The organism is Chryseobacterium sp. YIM B08800 (assembly GCF_026163565.1).
Lineage (GTDB): Bacteria > Bacteroidota > Bacteroidia > Flavobacteriales > Weeksellaceae > Chryseobacterium.
The window spans coordinates 1-20,533 of record NZ_JAPDKN010000002.1 but is presented as its reverse complement, the minus strand read 5'-3'; the positions used below and the strand labels follow the sequence as shown (position 1 = coordinate 20,533).

Below are 20,533 nucleotides of genomic sequence, written 5' to 3'. Positions count from 1 at the left end.
TAAAAATTTGAAATTTAGATATTTATATTTTTTGTAGCTTTAAACAAACAATTGATGACTTATGTTAGATCAAATTCCTTATCTTCCCTATGTGCTGAGTGCGTTTATTGGCATCGGACTTGCTGCTGCAACAGGTTTCAGAGTTTTCTTGCCAATGTTTGCGGTGAGTTTGGCGTCTTATTTCCAGTGGATCCCCACTCATGAAAGTTTTGAATGGCTTTCTGGTCTTCCTGCACTAATTACTACAGGAATTGCCACATTAGTAGAAGTTTTAGCTTATTATATTCCAATAGTAGATCATTTACTCGATACTGTTTCTGTTCCGATGGCGACGATTGCGGGTTCTGTACTTTTTGCAAGTCAATTTGCCGATTTAGGGACATTTCCACAATGGGGATTGGCTTTAATTGCAGGAGGAGGAACTGCTGCAACAATCAGTTCAGGATTTGCAGGAATTCGTGCAGCTTCCACAGCGACAACGGGTGGGCTTGGAAATTCTGTTGTGGGAACTACAGAAACTGCAGGAGCAGGAATTATGGTCACTTTAGCAATGGTTGCTCCGGTAATCGCTGCTTTTCTGGCAATTGCAACCGTAATTGTTATTATAATTTTAGGCAGAAAAGCTTTGAAAAAATTAAGAAAGCGAAAAGAAGTTTTGAATAATTAAAGTTTTTAAAAAACTATTTTATTTCAAAAATATCCCGATCATTCAAAAACTGAAAATGATTTCTGAAATCTTTAAGCTCTTCCAAATTTAATTCGGCTGAAACTAAATTTTCATTTTTCTGAGAAATTTCTTTACCATCAGCAAAAAAACAATGTGAGCTTTCCTGATAAAAAAGATTATTTCCATCGGTTCCTATTCTGTTTAAGCCAAAAACATAAGACAGATTTTCAATAGCTCTTGCTTTCAGTAAATGTTCCCAAGCTCCGACTCTTTTTTCCGGCCAGTTGGCAACATATAAAATAGCGTCATAATCGTCATTATTTCTTGCGAAAACAGGAAATCTTAAATCATAACAAACCTGCAACAGAAAACGAATCCCAAGATATTCTACAATCACTCTGTCTTTTCCGGGGGTGTAGATCTTATCTTCGCCTGAAAAAGAAAATAAATGCCTTTTATCATAAAATTTTACTTCAGAATTTGGCTTCACGAAATACATTCTGTTAAAAAATTGGTTGTCAACTTTTATAGAAGCGCTTCCTGAAAATGCTGAGTTTTTCTCTTTTGAAATTTTCTTTAAAAATTCCAACGATTCTTCATTTTTATCTGAAACTTCAGCAGCATCCATACAAAAACCTGTAGAAAACATTTCCGGTAAAAAAAATAAATCTGCCTCTTGATTTTGTAGTTGTTTTTCAATTAATTGAAAGTTCTCGATTTTATTTTTCCAGATAATATCCTGATTTAATCCTATAATTTTCATACGCAGATTTCTATTTTTTTTTAATTGCCGTATGGAATCGCCCTTTTAAAATTACATTTATGATTAAAAGATAAACATCGCGATTTCATATTTCAAATTCAAAACTTGTATAAAATTACAGTTTTTAAATGGTTTCGGTTTTATATTTGCTGCAAATTGTGATTAGTAATAATTTAAAATTAAAATCTATGAAGAAATTGGTTTTTATGTTGATGGTTTTTGCCGGAGTGGCAGTTAGCGCACAAGCCTACACCGGAAAAGGGGATCAGAAGGTTAATTTAGGATTCAATGCATGGGGTTATGGAACGGGAATTACCGCAACTTACGACTATGGTTTAAATCAGTTAATATCTGTCGGAGCCGGAGCTAATGCTTATTTTGACGGTTATAAAGACAATAATAAAGATAATAGAGTTTTTATATTTGGAAGAGTTAATTTCCATTTAAAGGAAGCTTTAGAACTACCGGAGAAGCTAGATATTTATCCGGGAGTTGATCTTGGGGTTCTTGGCAGAGATTTCGGTATTGGAGCTCACATTGGCGCAAGATATTTCTTTACAGAAAAAGTTGGTGTTTTTGCTGAAGTTGGAAATAACGGAAGTTTAGGAGTTTCTTTCAATTTTTAAAAATCAGCCACAATATATGACAAAGCTTCTCATTTAGAGGAGCTTTTTTGTTTGGCATCCTTTTGATAATTGTTACCTTTGCAAATTAAAATCTAAAAACAATTAATGGAATTAGCAATTAAGATCTTTCAATTTATATTAAGCATCTCTATCTTAGTAATTCTTCACGAGCTTGGGCATTTCTTACCCGCAAAATATTTTAAAACCAAAGTAGAAAAGTTTTATCTTTTCTTCGACCCTTATTTTTCTTTGGTTAAAAAGAAAATTGGCGAAACTGAATACGGTATCGGATGGCTTCCTTTTGGAGGTTATGTGAAAATTGCCGGAATGGTTGACGAAAGTATGGATACCGAGCAATTGAAACAACCTGCACAACCTTGGGAATTCAGAGCAAAACCAGCTTGGCAGAGATTGATCATTATGTTGGGTGGGGTTACTGTAAACTTTTTCCTTGCTTGGATTATCTATGGATGTCTTTCGTTCTTCAATGGTGAAACTTCTTTTGATACAGCGAAAGTTGATGCTCCAATGAATTATACGAATGTTGCTAAAGGAATGGGTTTTCAGGATGGAGATAAAATCTTAAAAGTTGATGGAAAAACTCAGAATAATCTTGATAAATTAGCTTTAGATGTTCTATTAAGCGATGAAATTACAGTTTTAAGAAACGGTAAAGAAGTTACTTTTCCTACGAATGATGATGGTAAAGCGATGGCTTTTAGAGATGAAAATCCTAGAGCGTTTCTTACACCAAGATTTCCTGCAGTAATCGATTCTATATACAATCCTAAAACATTACAGGCTGGGCTGAAAGTAGGTGACCAAGTTGTTGCAGTTGATGGAAAGAAAATTTCTTATTATGATGAATTTCAGGAAATGGTAAGAAACAGTGCCGGAAAAGATCTTAAAGTAGATGTAATGAGAGGTGGAGCAATTCAACCGCTTGTTTTATCGGTATCTAAAGAGGGAACTTTAGGATTGGCTTCTTATAAACAATTGACTAAATTCTACGAAACAAAACATTTTACTTTTGGAGAATCTATCGGAAGAGGTTTCACGAGAAGTATTGAAAGTTTGACATATCAGGTAAAGCAGTTTAAATTAATCTTCAATAAAAAAGTTCAGGGTTATAAGAAAGTAGGTGGTCCATTAGCTATTATCAAAAATATGCCTGTTGACAAAGCGAAAGACGGAAGCGTGTCAATCGACTGGACGGCTTTCTGGAGTTTTACAGCAATGTTCTCTGTTTGGTTGGCATTCTTAAACTTAATTCCGATCCCTGGTTTGGACGGTGGTCATGTTATTTTCACATTATATGAAATGATTGTTGGAAAACCTGTTCCACAAAAAGTATTGGAAAACGCTCAAATGGTGGGTGTTATCTTCCTGTTGGGCTTGATGTTACTGATTTTTGGAGCAGACATCTTTAAGATTATTACCAACAAATTTTAAAATTATTTAAAAAAATAAATAAAAAACTTGCGTGGTATAAATATCCGTCCTATATTTGCACCACTTAAAAATAAGGACATTCCTCCTTAGCTCAGTTGGTTAGAGCATCTGACTGTTAATCAGAGGGTCGCTGGTTCGAGCCCAGCAGGAGGAGCAAAAAAGACTTACAGAAATGTAGGTCTTTTTTTTTGTTTAATACTTTTCTGTTCTGAAATAAAATTTAAAATTTAAATTCCTGAAAAATAATCTGATAGCAGGTTTCCTGTAATTTTGGATAAAAAATATTTGCTTACTATTATTTTTCATATTATCTTTGCACCACCTTAAAAGAGGAACATTCCTCCTTAGCTCAGTTGGTTAGAGCATCTGACTGTTAATCAGAGGGTCGCTGGTTCGAGCCCAGCAGGAGGAGCAAGTCGTAGTCATTTAGATTGCGACTTTTTTTATGTATTATATTTATATTTTGTTTTCTGAGTCAGCAGATAAATACTACATCGGATATTCGCAATTTCCGAAAGAGAGACTTTTAAAACATAATCAGCAGGAAAACTTTAATACATTTACTCGAAAATTTCGCCATGGAAAATAGTTGCGCTTTTTGAGGTTTCAGATGATAAAACTATCGCTATTACTATTGAACAATATATTAAAAAACAAAAATCCCGAAAACTTTTGGAAAAATTATGTGATGAAAATTACGAACTGTCTTGGATTTTAGCTCAGTTGGTTAGAGTCCCGAAACTTCGGGATTAATCAGAAGGGTTTTTGCGGTTGCGGAACCAGCAGGAGGAGCAAAAAGACTTACAGAAATGTAGGTCTTTTTTATTTTATTTATTCTCCCAATATAACTTCAGTTTTTTTATTAGATATTGGGTTTTAGCTTTCTATAGGTACAATATTCATAGCTTTATTTTCGTTACATTTGCAAGTTTGGAGATAAATATAAAGATCTTTAAAAAACTTTTAAATTTTAATAATAAAACAGCATAGTTTTTGTTTAGCTAATTTGCTTGAAGATACGAATGATGTCAACCAATCAATTTAAATACGGTTTCCTTTACATATCCCTTTTTATAGCCAGTCTTTTTCATGCCCAAAACTCGGCAAACGGAAAAGTCTTGGATTCTAAGACCAATAAAGAGATTAGTGGTGTTGAGGTGTTTATTAATGACAGTAATACACCTGTTCTTACAACTACTTCAGGAAATTTTACTGTGCAATCTGACAGTATTATTTACAAACTTAAGTTTCAGAAAAAAAACTATGCTTTAGAAAGTGTAGAAATTACTCCTGATAACAGCATTAATCTTACTATCAAACTGTCTTCGGAGAAAGTAAGCAGCATTGAAGAGGTTGTTATTCATAACGAAAAAACGAAATTTAAAAATAAAAAAGAAAATCCGGCATACCGAATTATGCAGGAAGTCTGGAAGCGTAAAAGAAATAACGGTCTGGATAAATTTGATACTTATACCTACAAAGAATACGAAAAGATTCAGTTTGACGCCAATAATCTCGACAGTGCCTTTATGCACAAAAAAATCTTCAATAAATTAGATTTTATCTTTGATTATGCAGATTCTACTGCAAGAGGAAAAATGGCATTGCCAATCTTCTTAAATGAATCTATTTACAATCATTTCGGACAAAACAAACCCAATAAAAAAACTAAAAAGCTTTTAGTTGCTCAGAAAACTTCGGGTTTTCAGGATAACCAAGTGATTTCGATTACAGCTAAAAACCTTTACCGTGATATCAATATTTATGATAATACTTTAAATTATTTCGATATAGGATTTCCTAGTCCGGTAGGAAGCGACGGTTTTAGCACTTATGATTATAATTTAACAGATACGGTCTCTATTAGAGGAGAACAGGCATATAAAATACGTTATCAGCCGAGGAGAGCTGAAGTTTTAGCTTTTCAGGGGTATCTTTATATTGATACCGATTCTTATGCGGTTTTGGAAGCTACTTTAAAGTCGACAAATAAGATTAATGTCAATTTCATCAACGCTATTTCTACAGAATTAGAATATGATAATCCGGATGACGAAACATTTTTGCCTAAAAAATATGTCACTGAAATTGAAATGACCCCTTTTTCTAAAAAGAAAACGGCAAAAAGCGTTATTGCCAAAAGATCTGTAGATTATTCTGATTATGATTTTAATAAGCCTTTATCTGATACCGTTTTCACAAGAAAAAAAGAAGAATACGACGATCGCTTTGTAGACAAGGATGATGATTTTTGGGTAAACGCAAGACCAGATTCTTTATCTAAAGAAGAAAAAGGAGTTTACGAAATGCTTGATCGATTACAGCAGACTCCAAAATTCAATAGAATTATTAAGCTTACAGAAACGCTTGCTTCTCGATATTATAATGTTACCAAAGGAATCGATTTGGGTCCTATAACATCTATTTATGGGAAGAATGAAGTGGAAGGTGATAGAATAAGATTAGGAGCAAGAACATATTTTACTCAAAATGATCCTTGGAGAATTGAGTTTTATAATGCCTATGGTTTTAAAGATCAGCAATTCAAATATGGGGTAGAAGGTCGATATATGTTCAATAGAGTCAACCGTTTTATGATTGGAGGAGGAACAAAAAGAGATATTACACAACTTGGAGTGCAATTAACGACCGAAGACGGAATTTTATCACGTTCTTTTGCTTCTTCAACGGTTTTTGCAAGAGGAGAAAATGCTTCTTTAAGTTCGGTAAACCAAACGAGTTTTTTCACTTCTATTGAACCTTGGAAAAACTTTCAGGTAAGAGTTGACGGAACGATGCAAAGCATTAAATCTGCTAATCCTGCGGGTTTTAGTTTGATGTATTTCAGAAATGGTGATCTAAGAAAAACGACCAATGATTCACATGTTACGATTAGTTTAATTGCAAGACCGGGAGCTACTTTTTCTCAGACCGGTGTTGATCGATATGAGCATGGAACTTTGGCTCCAACCATTGTTTTAAAATACACGAGAGGTATTGAAGGTTTATTTAATGCTGATTTTAATTATAATAAATTGCAGTTTATGTTTTATAAACCGATTCTTTTGGGAAGCTGGGGAAAAACATTGCTTAATTTTGAAGCTGGGAAAAACTTTGATACTGTTCCTTTGGCATTGCAGAACATTATTCCTGGAAACCAGTCGTATGGAATTGTTCCGAATACCTTTGCTCAGTTAAATTATTATGAATTTGTTGCAGACACCTATTCTACGCTTCATATAGAACACCATTTTAACGGTAAAATCCTTTCTTTTATCCCTTTAATTAAGAAACTGAAGTTAAGAGAAGTTGCGTTCATTAGAGGAGCTTACGGATCATTAAGTGATGCTTCAAAAAATATCAATGTTGACAATTTAAAATACTCGGCTCCAGACCAGCAAATTTATTACGAATATGGCTTTGGGATTGAAAATATTGGCTTTGGAAATATCAGGATTTTCCGTGTAGATTTCAACTGGAGAGGAAACTATCTAGACAGACCAGATGTTTCAAAATTTGGGATTAAGGCTGGCTTCCAGTTTGGGTTTTAATTCTTCTTTTGACTCACAATTCTTTTTAACACATATGCCTCATTAGAATTTATTTCTCTAATGTGCTCTTTTTATACGGTAAAGTATTCAATCACCTTATGTGACTCATGTGTTTAAATTTTGAAACTTCTCTGGTTTAGGAAACTATACAAAACTTTATAATTCATATCAATCTGCTCTATCTCCATAATCTGCGAGAGAATATTTTGATAATAATTTGTTTATAAATTAACTTTAAACGAAATTTCAGAAAAAATTTAAGCATAAAAAAATCCTCAACAAAAATGCTGAGGATTTTATTTTTATAAAACGCTAATTTAATTATGCGTTTGGCTCAATAGATACGTATGATCTGTTGTTTGCTTTCTTTCTGAAAACTACTTTACCGTCAACAAGAGCGTGCAAAGTGTGATCTTTACCCATACCAACGTTTTCACCTGGGTGATGTTGAGTACCTCTTTGTCTGATAATAATGTTACCAGCAATAGCGTCTTGTCCACCGAAAATCTTCACACCTAATCTTTTAGAATGAGATTCTCTACCGTTTTTGGAACTACCAACTCCTTTCTTGTGTGCCATTTTATTCTAAGGTTTTTTGGTTTAACAATTATTCTGCGCTTTCAGCAGCGTCAGCTTTTTTAGTTGTTTTTTTAGCAGGCTTCTCTGCTTTTTTTCCTTCAAATCCTGTAATACCAGTGATTTTGATTTGAGTTAAAGATTGTCTGTGACCGTTTTTAACTTCATAACCTTTTCTTCTTTTCTTTTTGAAGATGATTACTTTATCAGCTTTTACGTGGTCAAGGATCTCTGCCTCTACAGTGATACCGCTTACAGCTGGGGCGCCTACAGTGATTGCTCCGTTTACAGTAAGTAAGATCTTATCGAAAGATACTTTTCCTCCTTTATCTCCTTTCAAACGGTTCACAAACAACTTCTGGTCTTGCTCAACTTTGTATTGAAGCCCTGCTATTTCTACAATTGCAAACATTGTCTATAAATTTTTAGTTAATTCGAGGTGCAAATGTACTGATTATTTTTGTAGTAACAATGTGATTTTGAGAAATTTTCTACTTTCTGTGTAGATTTATTTCCAGCTGATTATTAATTGATTTATATTTTTTAGCCATAGATTCTTCAAAGAACTTTATAATTTCTGCATTATTGGTTATTTTTTTGCCATCTCCAGTAGTTACGGTCATAGAATTATTGGGATTAGCTAAATCTAGTTTAATATCTTTTGCAGGATCATTTTTGTAAGTCAGATATAACTTTTTGTATTGAGCCGGATTTACTTTTACGCCCTCAAATTCATGCTTAGCCTCTTTTTCCAATGCTGAAATATAATCCCAAGAATGATCCTCAGCTTTGAGTTTCTTACTTCCTTTTAATAAAAACTGATGCGATTTGGTTTTATCTTCTAATTTCACAATCAAACCGGGTAAACCGTGAAACTTGTAAGGTCCATCCGGAAAAGGGAGGTCTTTAGAAAACCAGGCTTCCCAGATTCTACCTCCAAAATTTGCTGTCGCTTTTTGGCAATTGTAGTTTTCAATTTTTTGTGTTTCTGGAAGAATCTGCCATTTTATAACAGGAGTTTCCTCTACAATCATATTGGTTTGCTCAATATTGGTAAACCAAGTAGTTTTAAAACTCGGATATGACTTTTCTATTAAATAAGAAATATTCCACTCTTCTGTGGTGGAAGAATAACTTAAACTATTCGGCGTAGATTTTCTCTGTTCAATAATAGAATTGTTCGTGATAGAATCACTTGCAAATTTTGCCTGTCCATAAAAGTAAGATTTGGTCGGGAAAATATCAAGGTTCACAAATTCCTTTTTCAGGCTGTCTGTTTTTGTGGAATCAATTCTAAATTGATATTCGTAAATAAAACGATTTCCCTGCGCAGATAAATTGAGAACGGCAAATATTGCCAAAATAAGGCTGTATATAAACTTCATATTTTTGCGATTAATTCTCCAAATATAGAAATTAAATTACTTCTGTTTTATTTATAATTAGTTTTAAATCATATCAGAATCCAACATCAAAAAATAATTTTTTACCTGCATAGCATAGTTTTTTTTCAGTATGAATTAGTGAATTATTTCACATTATTGTATATCTTCGCTTTCACCAAAATATTTCAATATGAAAAGAAACTTTAATTTCTGCTTACTAGCAGGAGCGTTTGCTGTATTCTCATTATCAGCATGTAACGACGATACAATGGAAACACCTGTATCTGAAACTCAAACAGAAAATTTAAAACCTGAGCAGCCAAGCGAACTCGAAAAGATCTGCTATTATGTTGACCAGTATTGGAGCTCAAATGCCGTATTGACAACATCATTGCCCAATTCTACAGACACGAGTTTTATGAATGCTCAGATGACAAAAATTGCCAGTTTATGGGGAAGAAGTAATCCAACATTACGTTTTGTAAATGATCCGTCTAGCCCAAATTCTACGTATAATGCGATCTCGTATTCTACCGGAAAGATCTACTATGGCTATGCAATTTATGCAGATGCAAAAAGCAAAGGTGGAAACATCGTTAATGCAATGATTCTCGCTCATGAATACGGTCATCAGTTGCAGTATATTTTTGGACTTCCGTCTGTAAGTGAATCCACTGCAAGACCCAACGAACTGGAAGCAGATGGTTTTGCTGGATATTATCTAAGAAGACCCAATGGTTACAACCAGACATCATTTGCCCAGATTGCGGCAGCGTATGAGTTTGCCCAAAGTATTGGCGATTATCAAACAACCAGTGCAGGGCATCACGGAACGCCGCCTCAGAGAAGATCTGCAGTGCGTTTAGGCTTTCTTTTAGGGCAGTACGACCTTTCTGCTGCAGATTTTGATTACAATTTCTTTTATTATTATCAGGGAGTTTTAAACGGAACTTACAAAATGGCAAAAAACTCAAAGTTTCCTGAGTTGGATGCTTACATGAGCCAGTATCTTGATGAGTTGAAACAAATTCAGTCAGGAGAAATTTCAGCGGAAGAATTTAAAAATCTTAAATAAGCATTTATTTTAATATCTTTTAATGATAGAGGTAAGACGTTGCTCTTACCTCTTTTTCTTTATATAAAATATTCGTAAAGTTTAATTACTTTTGAAAAATATTCCACATTTAGATGAACAGAGATCTATACATTGATTTTGCGAAAGGTTTAGCCACACTTTCCATTATATTTATTCACACGGCGTTTTGGTCGGGACAGTTTTATATTATTCCGGAAATTCGGGTGTTTTCTCTGGTATTTGATGTTGCGATTTTTTATGCTTTAAGCGGAATTACCTCAGGTTCAAATATCGAGAAAACGTTTTATAGATTATTAAAACTACAGATTACGTACATGCTTTTTGTGACGTTGCTGTTCTTTTTAGATTATTTCTTTAAAATATTCGGACTCACCTTTTTCTCGCTAGAATGGCTGCAAAGTTTCTATTCTACATTTGGCTCAAAATATTCGGCAACCAGTATTTCGACAGCTCCGCAATGGCAGAATTTAGGAAACTGGTACCTTCACGAATACAGAAATGCAGATACTTTTCCTGTCGTGATGGGAAGTTTTTGGTATCTCAAAGTCTATTTTATTTTAACGGTTTTTGGAGTTTTAATTTTAAAGTTTTTTCCGAAACATGTGAATTGGTTTATCGGAATTTGTGTTGCTTTAACTTTATTATTTAATATTTTCCCGGAAATTTATCCAACTGGGCAAGTAGGATATGTTGCTTTTTATATGACTGTTTTTCTTGTTGGAAACAGAATGAGAGGCAAAAAAATTCCTACAAAAATGATCCCCGTTCTTTACGGATTGGTGGCATTAGCTTTAGTTTGGATGTTTTGGTACTTCGGAAACGAAATATTTTTTAAAATCAATAAGCAAAAATTTCCGCCGCAAACGCCATATATTATCTGGACTTTATTTTCACTGACGACTTTGTTTGTTTTGTACAACAGATTAAAGATAACCAAAGAAAATTTTGTAACTCATATTGGTAAAAACGCAATCTTCTTTTATTTCGGTCAGGGAATCAGTTCATCATTGGTTTATTTTCTGGTCGTTCCGATGAAAGAATTGATGCCTTGGTGGGTTTTAATGGTCATTATTTACATTATAAATGTTGCTTTAGCATTCATAATTGCGGCTGGTTTGAAGAAATTTGATGATTTTGGCTGGAAGATTTTAGAATTTTTAAGAAAGAAAACAGCTTCTCAAAACTAAATCTGCTATCGAATTTGAAACAAAACGATAATTCTTATCGCAATTTATTTTAAATTTACAGAAATTTTTAAATTATGTTTAAGTTGAAACTTCCTACCGATCCAAGGTGGGCAAATATTGCGGAGGATAACATTCAAGAAATTTTAACCGATCATGCGTGGTGCGAACAAAAAGCCGCTACCAATGCAATCGGACTGATTACAATGCTTCCGGAACGTCCGGATATCGTGAAGGAACTTTTGGCAATTGCACAAGAAGAGCTGGAACATTTCGGACAGGTTCTTGAGATCATTACAAAACGAGGTTACACTTTTGGGCGTACAAGAAAAGATGATTACGTCAACGAATTGGTCAATTTCATTCAAAAAGGAGGTCACAGAGATACTTTAATTGTTGATAAAATGCTTTTTGCGGCAATGATTGAAGCGAGAAGTTGTGAAAGGTTTAAAGTTTTAACAGAAAATATAAAAGACGAAGAACTAAAAACTTTCTATAAAGAATTAATGATCTCTGAAGCCAATCATTACACAACATTTATTGGTTTTGCAAGACAGCTTGGTGACCCTGAAAAAGTGAACAAAAGATGGGAAGAATGGCTGGAATATGAAGCAAGCATCATAAAATCTTACGGAAACAAAGAAACTATACACGGATAAAAGCAAATTGAAAAAGCCGACTTTTGAAAATCTGACTAATTTTTTTCTGAAAAACTTCTTTCAGGGATTGTTGATTATTGGTCCTATCGGATTGACCATTTTTGTAATTTGGTATGTGATAACGTCGATCGACAACATCATTCCGTCTGTTGCAAGCGAAATTCCGGGGTTGGTTTTTGTATCTACTTTGCTGATTACTGCTTTGTTGGGCTATTTAGGTAATAAATTTGTTGTAGGAAGATTTTTTGTAGATGCAGTCGACAGACTTTTAGAAAAAACTCCGGGAATCAAGCATATTTATTCGCCTACAAAAGATGTGATGTCTTCATTTGTAGGAGATAAGAAGAAATTTAGCGATCCTGTTTGGGTGAAAACCAACGAAAATCCTGAAATCTGGAGAATAGGTTTTCTTACACAAAAGGAAATGGCTGATGTTGAAAAACATAACTACGTTGCTGTCTATCTTCCGCATTCTTATGCGATTTCTGGTTGGGTGATCGTTACTGAAGAAAAAAATATAAAACCTGTTGTAGGAATGTCTGCTGCTACGGCAATGAAATTTGCGGTAAGCGGTGGTGTAGCAGGTTTTCATTCAGATGAAAATATCTTTAAAGCTCCTGAGTAGATTTCTTTTACTCACTTTAAAACTGTTTGGTTAAATAAGAATATTTAAGCATTGTACTTTATAAGAACATCTTTGGTGTTTTCTTAATCAATCTTAAACATTGATTTTCTTACTATTTGAAATTAAAACAGTATCAAAAAATACATCTGATGTTTTGAAATTAGTTTCAAACAAATTTTTCTTTAATAAAATCTAAAAAATATATCACATGGAATTACCATACGCAGAACCGTTTCGTATTAAAATGGTGGAAGAGATCCGTCAATCTACAAGAGAAGAAAGAGAACAATGGCTGAAAGATGCAAAGTTCAATTTATTTAATCTAAAATCTTCGCAGGTTTACATTGATCTTTTGACAGATTCCGGAACTGGAGCAATGTCAGACAGACAATGGGGAGCTTTAATGATGGGAGATGAAAGTTATGCAGGTTCTCGTTCGTTCGAACAATTACACAATACTGTACAAAGTATTACAGGTTTTAAATATTTATTGCCGACACACCAAGGAAGAGCTGCTGAAAACGTTTTGTTTTCGGTTTTAGTGAAAGACGGTGATGTTGTTCCTGGAAACTCTCATTTCGACACTACAAAAGGTCACATCGAAATTAGAAAAGCACACGCAATCGACTGTACAATTGATGAGGCTTTTGATATTAATGATCTTCATCCTTTTAAAGGAAATATCAATCTTGAAAAGCTGGAAGCTGTTTATCAGTCTCATCCAAAAGAGCAGATTCCTTTCTGTTTGGTGACTATTACCTGCAATTCTTCAGGAGGGCAACCCGTTTCTCTTGAAAATATGAAAGCGGTAAAAGAACTTTCAGATAAATATGGAATTCCTGTATTTTTTGATTCTGCAAGATTTGCTGAGAATGCTTACTTCATTAAAAAAAGAGAAGCAGGCCAGGAAAACAGAAGCATTAAAGATATCTGTAAAGAAATGTTCTCTTACGGAGAAGGAATGACGATGAGTTCTAAAAAAGACGGTTTGGTAAACATCGGAGGTTTCATTGCTTTAAATAATGAAGAGGTTTTCAGAAAAGCATCAAACTTTACAATCATTTATGAAGGTTTCATCACTTATGGTGGAATGGCAGGAAGAGATATGGCTGCTTTGGCAGTTGGTCTTGATGAAGCGACTGAATTTGCTTATCTGGAAAGCAGAATTTCTCAGGTTGAATATCTAGGAAATAAATTAATCGAATACGGAATTCCTGTACAGAAACCGATTGGTGGACATGCTGTTTTCATTGATTCATTAAATTTTTTACCGAATGTTTCTCGTGCAGAATATCCGGCGCAAACTTTAGGTTTGGAAATCTACAAAGAAGCAGGGATCAGAACGGTAGAAATCGGAACTTTATTGGCAGACAGAGATCCTGAAACGAGAGAAAACCGTTACCCAAAATTAGAGTTGGTTCGTTTGGCAATTCCTAGAAGAACGTACACGAATAACCACATGGATTACATTGCAGCTGCGGTGAACAATGTATACGAAAGAAGAGATGAAATTTCAAAAGGGTACAATATTACCTGGGAACCTGAAATTTTAAGACACTTTACGGTGCATTTGGAAGAAGCTTAAATTCTTTATAATAATTGATAAAATTCGGGCGCAAAATCGAAGATTTTGCGCCCGAACTATTTTTAATATTGTTTTGATAGGATTTTATCCTATCCTTTGTTAAGTCGTCCCTTTGGGACTCTCTGTTTTTAAATTTATTTCTTGGAGATTTTATACAATTTTCCGCTGTCGGTAACTCCGTAAAGATTTCCATCAGAGCCATTTAAGACATCTCTGAATCTTTCTTTTTGATCTAAAAGCAAACGTTCTTCACCGACAACTTTATTGTCTTTCAAAACAATTCTGTTGATGTGTTGGCCACTTAAGCATGCGATGAATAAATTATTTTTCCATTCATCAATATTTCCGGTATAGAAAGTTACTCCACTTGGGGAAACTACAGGATCCCAGTAATAAACGGGCTGTTCGGTTCCTTCTTTTTGGGTTGTTCCGTTATTGATTTTCTCTCCTGAATATTCAATTCCATACGTTACATCGCCCCAGCCGTAATTTTTTCCGGGTTGAATTAAATTAATTTCATCTCCACCTCTCGGTCCCATTTCAATATCCCAAAGCTGACCTTTTTCATCCAAAACCAAACCTTGCGGACTTCTGATTCCAAACGCATAAATTTCAGGTTTGTAACCAGGTTTACCAATGAAAGGATTTCCAGGAGCGGGTTTTCCGTCTTTCGTTATTTTTAAGATTTTTCCTAAATAATTATCTGTTTTCTGGGCATAAACACGAGTCTCTTTGTCTGATCTTTCACCTGTACTTACAAAAAGATTTCCGTCTTTATCAAAAACCAATCGGCTTCCGTAATGTTTATCACCGTCATAAGTTGGTGTCGCGCGGAAAATCACTTTTACCTCAGAAATATTTTTTAAATCTGATGAAAGTTTTCCTTTTGCAACGGCTGTATGATTTCCGCCTTTATAAGGTTCAGAATAGCAGAAATAGATAATATTATTGGTTTTAAAATCAGGATCGAGTACAACATCGAGCATTCCGCCTTGTCCTTTATCATCTACTTTCGGGAAACCTTCAATTTTAGAGATGTGTTTTCCATCGGTAGAAACTACATTCATGAAGCCTGTTTTTTCTGTAATTAAAAATCTTCCGTCAGGTAAATTAATGATTCCCCACGGTCTGCCTAAATCTTTAGTTAGAACTTCTACATTATAAGGCGTTGTAGTTTTTACGGGAGCAATACGGGTTTGACCTTCAAAAGCAGGCGTGTAATTGGTATTTGCTTTTTCTTCTTTTGCGGAAGGTTCACTTGGTTTTCCTTTTCCCTGACAAGAAACGATCGTGGTTGCTGAAGCCAGTAGAATGGGTAAGAGGAATTTTTTCATATTTAAAATTTAGATTGGTTTCTGAAATGAAAGGAAAAATAATGCCATAAAAATATTGTGCAATTAAAAATTTATTCTACATTTGTAGAGCAAGATTTAATTTTGTAGAATATGAATGAAATAAAACTCACAAATTCCGAAAAAATATTGATGGATATTCTTTGGGAAAAAGAAAAAGCATTTTTGAAAGATATTTTAGAGTCATATCCTGATCCTAAACCGGCAACGACTACTGTGGCAACGGTGCTTAAAAGAATGCAGAATAAAGATTTGGTAGGCTTCAAACTTTTTGGAAACTCTCGTGAATACTTTCCAAAAGTAGCAAAAGGAGAATATTTCAATGACGAAATGACTTCTATGATTGACCGTTTTTTCAACAGCTCAGTAACGCAGTTTGCTTCGTTTTTTACATCCAATTCTAAACTGTCACAGAAACAATTGAAAGAACTTCGCGATATTATTGATCAACAGATAAAAGAATAATTATGTTAATTGTTTTAAAAATAATTCTTTGTTCGGGAATTTTGCTCGGTTTGTATCATTTGTTTTTAGTAAAAGAAAAAACTTTTACATTCAATAGGTTTTACTTAATTGCAGCTTTGCTATTTTCATTATGTATTCCATTTGCAACGATAGAAACGAAAGAAGTTGTAAAAGAAATTCCGGCAACAGTTTTTCCAGAAAGTATTGAACAGCCTGTAGAAACGCAAATCCTAACGCAGCAAGAAAGTTTTGATTATACACCAATTCTTTTAATCATTTATTGTAGTATCGCTGCTTTTTTGCTTTTCAAGATTGTTTATTCAGTTTTAAAAATTAAAAGATTAAAAGGAAGAAAAATTAAGTACCAAAACAGAACTGTTTTTCTTCTAAAACAGGATCTTGCTCCTTTCAGTTTTTGGAATACCATTTACCTTTCAGAAACTTATTTTAAAGATTCTAAAATTGAGGACTCTGTATTTCTACACGAAGAGATTCATATAAAACAAAAACATTCTTTAGATATACTTCTTGTGGAAGTTTTAAAAGCTGTTTTCTGGATTAATCCATTGATTGGGTTCTATAAAAAAGCAATGGTAAACAACCACGAGTTTCTTGCTGATGAAAGTGTAATTAGCCAGAATAAAAATATTAAACAATATCAGGAACTCATTCTACAGGAAATTTTAAAACAACAGAATCTTCCTTTAATCCATCAGTTTAATTTTAATAACACCAAAAAAAGATTTATTATGATGAACAATAAAAATTCAAAATTTGCGAAGGTGAAAAACTATCTTGCAGTTCCTGCATTTGCTGTTTTAGCGATAATTTTTGCAGAAAAAACATACGCAAAAGAAAGTAATGAAAATCTAAATCAGGAAAAAGAAAGTATCATTTCTGATGTGTTTTCAAACGATCCTCTTTCAGAATACAATCAAATTATAAAAAAATACGGCAATCTTGTAGAGCAAAAAAAGTATGCCGAGTTTGATAAAGTAATTAGTTTGTCTGATCGGGCTAAACTTAAAGAACTTTATTTTCAACTTACAAAAGAGCAGAGAGATGAAACGCCTTTATATTTTTTTGATGTAAAAAAATCTGAAAGAGTGAATGTAAGTCAAAAACAACTCGATGATTTTATGAACTCAAAAAAATACGGTTTGTGGATTGACGGTAAGAAAACCAATAATCTGGATCTTAAAAAATATAAGCCTGAAGATTTTTCACATGAGTCGGTAAGTAAACGATATCCTAATGCAATTAGCAAGAAAAATCCTGAACCTTACCAAGTCGATTTAATGACCAATCAATATTTTAAGGATTACCGCAACGAAAAGGAAAAAATATTTATGGGCTTTAAAGCAAAGGCTTTCATCAAAGGAAAAGATACCATTCCTATTAAGAGAAATATTGAGGGAAATTTAAACAAAAAAAATGAACAAGATCTTTCAACTGCAGCTGAAGGTACACAAGCTAATATTACTCCGGCTGAATATCCGGGAGGAGTCAATGAATTAAGAAAGAAAGTATCTAAAAATTTTAATTCTGCCATTTTTTCTGATAGCCAAGGCTTGGTAAAATCAACAATAACTTTTGTAGTTGATAAAAATGGAAATATAAGAGATCTAAAAACAGAAGGAGAGAACGAGAAATTTAATAATGAAGTTTTCAGGGTTACAAAAGAAGCCAATGAAAACATCACTTGGAAACCTGCTACAAAAGATGGAGAACCAGTTGCGTATCGGTATAATCTTCCTATAGCAATGCAATTTGCTTCCTACAAAAAAACACAATAAATATAATAGTCTTTTCAGCTATATCAATTTTTAACCGTAAAGTTTAATGCTTTGCGGTTTTTTTAATGATGATTTTATCATATAATTTTTTAATGAAAATCTTCAAATGAGAAATTACAATTTATGACTTCACTCTTCATCGTTGCATTTTTTTATTTGCTAAATTTGAAGTATGAAATTCAATCTAAAATCAGAATATCAACCTACAGGAGATCAGCCCAAAGCAATTGAAAAATTGACCGATGGAATAGAAATTGGCGAAAAATATCAGACTTTGCTTGGTGTAACAGGTTCTGGAAAGACCTTTACCGTTGCCAATGTGGTGAATAACGTTCAAAGACCCACTTTGGTTTTGGCGCACAACAAGACTTTGGCGGCTCAGCTTTTTATGGAATTTAAAGAATTCTTTCCCGAAAATGCTGTCGAATATTTTGTAAGTTACTATGATTATTACCAACCCGAAGCTTATATTGCAAGCTCTGGAACTTATATTGAAAAAGACTTAAGCATCAATGAAGAAGTAGAAAAACTTCGTCTTTCGGCGATTGCAAGTTTGCTTTCCGGAAGAAGAGATATTTTGATTGTTGCCTCAGTATCATGTATTTATGGTGTTGGAAATCCAGCTGAATTTCATAAATCATTAATTTCTCTTGAAATTGGTGAAAAAACAACGCGAACCGCATTGCTTCATTCTTTGGTTAATGCATTGTATTCAAGAACGTTGGCTGACTTTCAGCGTGGTACGTTTCGTGTAAAAGGAGATGTGATCGATGTATTTCCTGCGTATGCCGATAATGGAATAAGAATTCAGTTCTTTGGTGATGAAATTGAAAAAATTCAAAGTTTTGATCCTGTTTCCGGAAATGTAACTTCCAATTTTGACCAAATTCAGATCTATCCAGCGAATCTTTTTGTAACCACAAAAGAAACCTTGAATGGTGCGATAAAAAACATTCAGGATGATATGGTAAAGCAAGTCGATTTCTTTGCAGAAATCGGCAAGCCTTTAGAATCAAAAAGACTGCAGGAAAGAACAGAATTAGATCTTGAAATGATCAAAGAGCTTGGTTATTGCTCAGGAATTGAAAATTATTCGCGTTATCTTGACGGAAGACTTCCGGGAACGCGCCCTTTCTGTCTTTTAGATTATTTTCCAAAAGATTTTTTAATGGTGATTGATGAAAGTCACGTTACCGTTCCTCAGGTTCATGCAATGTATGGTGGTGACAGAAGTCGTAAAGAAGCTTTGGTGGAATATGGCTTCAGACTTCCTGCAGCGATGGATAACCGACCTTTAAAGTTTGAAGAATTTGAAGCGATTCAAAATCAGGTTATTTATGTTTCGGCAACTCCGGCAGATTATGAACTGGAAAAAACGGGGGGAGAATATATTGAGCAGATTATCCGTCCGACAGGGCTTTTAGATCCTATTATTGAAGTAAGACCATCCTTAAATCAGATTGATGATTTAATGGAAGAAATAAATAAGCGTGCTGAAATTGATGAAAGAGTTTTGGTGACGACTTTAACCAAAAAAATGGCGGAAGAACTCACAAAATATTTCACAAAATTCGGGATCAGAACAAGATATATTCACTCTGATGTTGAAACTTTAGAGCGTATTCAGATCATGCAGGATCTGCGTCTCGGAATTTTTGATGTTTTAATTGGAGTCAACCTATTGAGAGAAGGTCTTGATTTACCTGAAGTTTCTCTGGTTGCAATTTTAGATGCCGATAAAGAAGGGATGTTGAGAAGTAGAAGATCGATGATTCAAACGGTTGGTCGTGCTGCGAGAAATATAAATGGTAAAGCCATTATGTATGCTGATAAAATTACCAAATCGATGCAGGCAACTTTAGATGAAACCGAATACCGACGTTCAAAACAAATGCAGTATAACGAAGAACATGGAAAAGTTCCGACCGCATTAAATAAAAAGATTTCTGAAAATCTTGTCGGAAGAAGTAAAGATTTCCCTGACGAAAAATATACTCAAAAGGAAATTACCCAAAAAGTTGCCGAAGTAAAAGCAACTTACGCTACTGAGGATATCGAAAAAATGATCGCTCAAAAACAAAAAGAAATGGAAGCTGCCGCAAAAAATCTTGATTTTATAAAAGCCGCAAAATTGAGAGACGAAATTGTAGCTTTAAAAGGATAATCTATTTTGTTGATGGGTTTTAGTTGATGGTTGATAGATTAAAATCGTTGATTTTTTATGTGAATTTAAAAAAACAGCGTGTAAACTTTAAATATTCATTTATCATTTTAACTATGTCAATTTTCGATTTGTGGTTAAAAGCTGAATATATAAACTAAAAATAATACAATGAAAAGAGTAACAGGAATTGGAGGGATTTTCTTCAAATGTAAAGATCCAGTCAAAATGAAAGAATGGTATAAAACCCATCTTGGAATCGATACCAACGATTACGGAGCAACATTTGACTGGAAAGAAATGTCTGATTCTAATGCAAAAGGTTCTTTAACTTGGAGCCCAACTAAAGAAACAACAGAATATTTTGAACCCTCGAAAAGAGAGTTTATGATCAATTATACCGTTGAAAATTTAGAAGCTTTGGTGGAAGAATTAAAAAAAGAAGAAGTAACGATTCTTGACGAAATTGCCGTGTATGATTTTGGGAAATTCGTTCACATTCTTGATCTGGAAGGAAATAAAGTTGAATTGTGGGAACCAAAATAATTTAATCTTTACATAAATAAGAGTTTCGGCGGCACCAAAGGTGC

General features: G+C 33.8%; 18 protein-coding genes, 2 tRNA genes and 1 pseudogene. 16 read left to right on the top strand and 5 right to left on the bottom strand.

Translation table 11 applies throughout. From position 1 onward, the window contains the following. The first annotated feature begins 61 nt into the window (after positions 1-61). Entirely contained in the window at positions 62-667 is a 606-nt protein-coding gene (locus tag OEW74_RS00400) for a DUF4126 domain-containing protein (RefSeq protein ID WP_265426599.1), read from the top strand. A gap of 13 nt (positions 668-680) precedes the next feature. Here OEW74_RS00400 and OEW74_RS00395 read toward each other — a convergent pair whose 3' ends face one another. Continuing rightward, positions 681-1,430, bottom strand: a complete 750-nt coding sequence (locus OEW74_RS00395) for a nitrilase-related carbon-nitrogen hydrolase (RefSeq protein ID WP_265426598.1) — start codon at positions 1,428-1,430, stop codon at positions 681-683. A 188-nt stretch (positions 1,431-1,618) separates the two neighbouring features. Between OEW74_RS00395 and OEW74_RS00390 the strand changes: the two genes are divergently transcribed. The 6 genes from OEW74_RS00390 to OEW74_RS00365 all read left to right on the top strand — a co-directional run bounded on the left by OEW74_RS00390 (position 1,619) and on the right by OEW74_RS00365 (position 7,059). Beyond that, positions 1,619-2,056, top strand: a complete 438-nt coding sequence (locus OEW74_RS00390) for a DUF6646 family protein (RefSeq protein WP_116093041.1) — start codon at positions 1,619-1,621, stop codon at positions 2,054-2,056. Positions 2,057-2,161: 105 nt separating this feature from the next. Continuing rightward, on the top strand, positions 2,162-3,508 hold the full coding sequence (rseP, locus tag OEW74_RS00385) for an RIP metalloprotease RseP (RefSeq protein WP_265426597.1): 1,347 nt from the start codon (positions 2,162-2,164) through the stop codon (positions 3,506-3,508). Between the two features lie 80 nt (positions 3,509-3,588). Continuing rightward, a tRNA-Asn gene (locus tag OEW74_RS00380) sits at positions 3,589-3,662 on the top strand. A gap of 184 nt (positions 3,663-3,846) precedes the next feature. Then, positions 3,847-3,920: transfer RNA gene (locus OEW74_RS00375), tRNA-Asn, on the top strand. Positions 3,921-3,953: 33 nt separating this feature from the next. Beyond that, positions 3,954-4,097 carry a GIY-YIG nuclease family protein gene (locus tag OEW74_RS00370; protein ID WP_265426596.1) on the top strand — a complete coding sequence of 48 codons (144 nt, stop codon included), beginning with the start codon at positions 3,954-3,956 and terminating at the stop codon, positions 4,095-4,097. Positions 4,098-4,533: 436 nt separating this feature from the next. Next, positions 4,534-7,059 carry a DUF5686 family protein gene (locus OEW74_RS00365; protein WP_265426595.1) on the top strand — a complete coding sequence of 842 codons (2,526 nt, stop codon included), beginning with the start codon at positions 4,534-4,536 and terminating at the stop codon, positions 7,057-7,059. A gap of 321 nt (positions 7,060-7,380) precedes the next feature. Here OEW74_RS00365 and rpmA read toward each other — a convergent pair whose 3' ends face one another. From rpmA to OEW74_RS00350, 3 genes and pseudogenes are all read right to left on the bottom strand, one after another. Then, the gene (gene rpmA / locus OEW74_RS00360; RefSeq protein ID WP_034677604.1) at positions 7,381-7,638 is read right to left on the bottom strand and encodes a 50S ribosomal protein L27; all 258 of its coding nucleotides are present in this window, start codon (positions 7,636-7,638) and stop codon (positions 7,381-7,383) included. A 31-nt stretch (positions 7,639-7,669) separates the two neighbouring features. After that, positions 7,670-8,047, bottom strand: a pseudogene (gene rplU / locus OEW74_RS00355) (50S ribosomal protein L21); the annotation flags it as partial. A 79-nt stretch (positions 8,048-8,126) separates the two neighbouring features. Further along, positions 8,127-9,020 (bottom strand): GLPGLI family protein, encoded by an 894-nt coding sequence (locus OEW74_RS00350; RefSeq protein WP_265426594.1) that lies wholly within the window; start codon positions 9,018-9,020, stop codon positions 8,127-8,129. A gap of 190 nt (positions 9,021-9,210) precedes the next feature. On the opposite strand from OEW74_RS00350, the gene OEW74_RS00345 reads away from it, so the two are divergent. From OEW74_RS00345 to OEW74_RS00325, 5 genes are all read left to right on the top strand, one after another. After that, positions 9,211-10,095 (top strand): metalloprotease, encoded by an 885-nt coding sequence (locus OEW74_RS00345; RefSeq protein ID WP_265426593.1) that lies wholly within the window; start codon positions 9,211-9,213, stop codon positions 10,093-10,095. A gap of 113 nt (positions 10,096-10,208) precedes the next feature. Next, positions 10,209-11,303, top strand: coding sequence for an acyltransferase family protein (locus OEW74_RS00340; RefSeq protein ID WP_265426592.1), 1,095 nt, complete (start codon positions 10,209-10,211; stop codon positions 11,301-11,303). Between the two features lie 74 nt (positions 11,304-11,377). Then, entirely contained in the window at positions 11,378-11,959 is a 582-nt protein-coding gene (locus OEW74_RS00335) for a tRNA-(ms[2]io[6]A)-hydroxylase (RefSeq protein WP_230634566.1), read from the top strand. A 7-nt stretch (positions 11,960-11,966) separates the two neighbouring features. Continuing rightward, entirely contained in the window at positions 11,967-12,584 is a 618-nt protein-coding gene (locus OEW74_RS00330) for a DUF502 domain-containing protein (RefSeq protein WP_265426591.1), read from the top strand. Between the two features lie 208 nt (positions 12,585-12,792). Next, positions 12,793-14,169 carry a tryptophanase gene (locus tag OEW74_RS00325; protein ID WP_265426590.1) on the top strand — a complete coding sequence of 459 codons (1,377 nt, stop codon included), beginning with the start codon at positions 12,793-12,795 and terminating at the stop codon, positions 14,167-14,169. 134 nt (positions 14,170-14,303) lie between these two features. Here OEW74_RS00325 and OEW74_RS00320 read toward each other — a convergent pair whose 3' ends face one another. Beyond that, a complete protein-coding gene (locus OEW74_RS00320) occupies positions 14,304-15,503 on the bottom strand; it encodes a PQQ-dependent sugar dehydrogenase (protein ID WP_265426589.1) in 1,200 nt (399 codons plus the stop codon). A 111-nt stretch (positions 15,504-15,614) separates the two neighbouring features. Here OEW74_RS00320 and OEW74_RS00315 point away from each other — a divergent pair, with 111 nt between their 5' ends. The 4 genes from OEW74_RS00315 to OEW74_RS00300 all read left to right on the top strand — a co-directional run bounded on the left by OEW74_RS00315 (position 15,615) and on the right by OEW74_RS00300 (position 20,489). Next, a complete protein-coding gene (locus tag OEW74_RS00315; protein WP_074230434.1) occupies positions 15,615-15,986 on the top strand; it encodes a BlaI/MecI/CopY family transcriptional regulator in 372 nt (123 codons plus the stop codon). A gap of 2 nt (positions 15,987-15,988) precedes the next feature. Continuing rightward, a complete protein-coding gene (locus OEW74_RS00310) occupies positions 15,989-17,782 on the top strand; it encodes a M56 family metallopeptidase (protein ID WP_265426588.1) in 1,794 nt (597 codons plus the stop codon). A gap of 172 nt (positions 17,783-17,954) precedes the next feature. Continuing rightward, positions 17,955-19,946 carry an excinuclease ABC subunit UvrB gene (uvrB, locus tag OEW74_RS00305; protein WP_265426587.1) on the top strand — a complete coding sequence of 664 codons (1,992 nt, stop codon included), beginning with the start codon at positions 17,955-17,957 and terminating at the stop codon, positions 19,944-19,946. Positions 19,947-20,114: 168 nt separating this feature from the next. After that, positions 20,115-20,489 carry a VOC family protein gene (locus tag OEW74_RS00300; RefSeq protein WP_265426586.1) on the top strand — a complete coding sequence of 125 codons (375 nt, stop codon included), beginning with the start codon at positions 20,115-20,117 and terminating at the stop codon, positions 20,487-20,489. Positions 20,490-20,533: the final 44 nt, after the last annotated feature.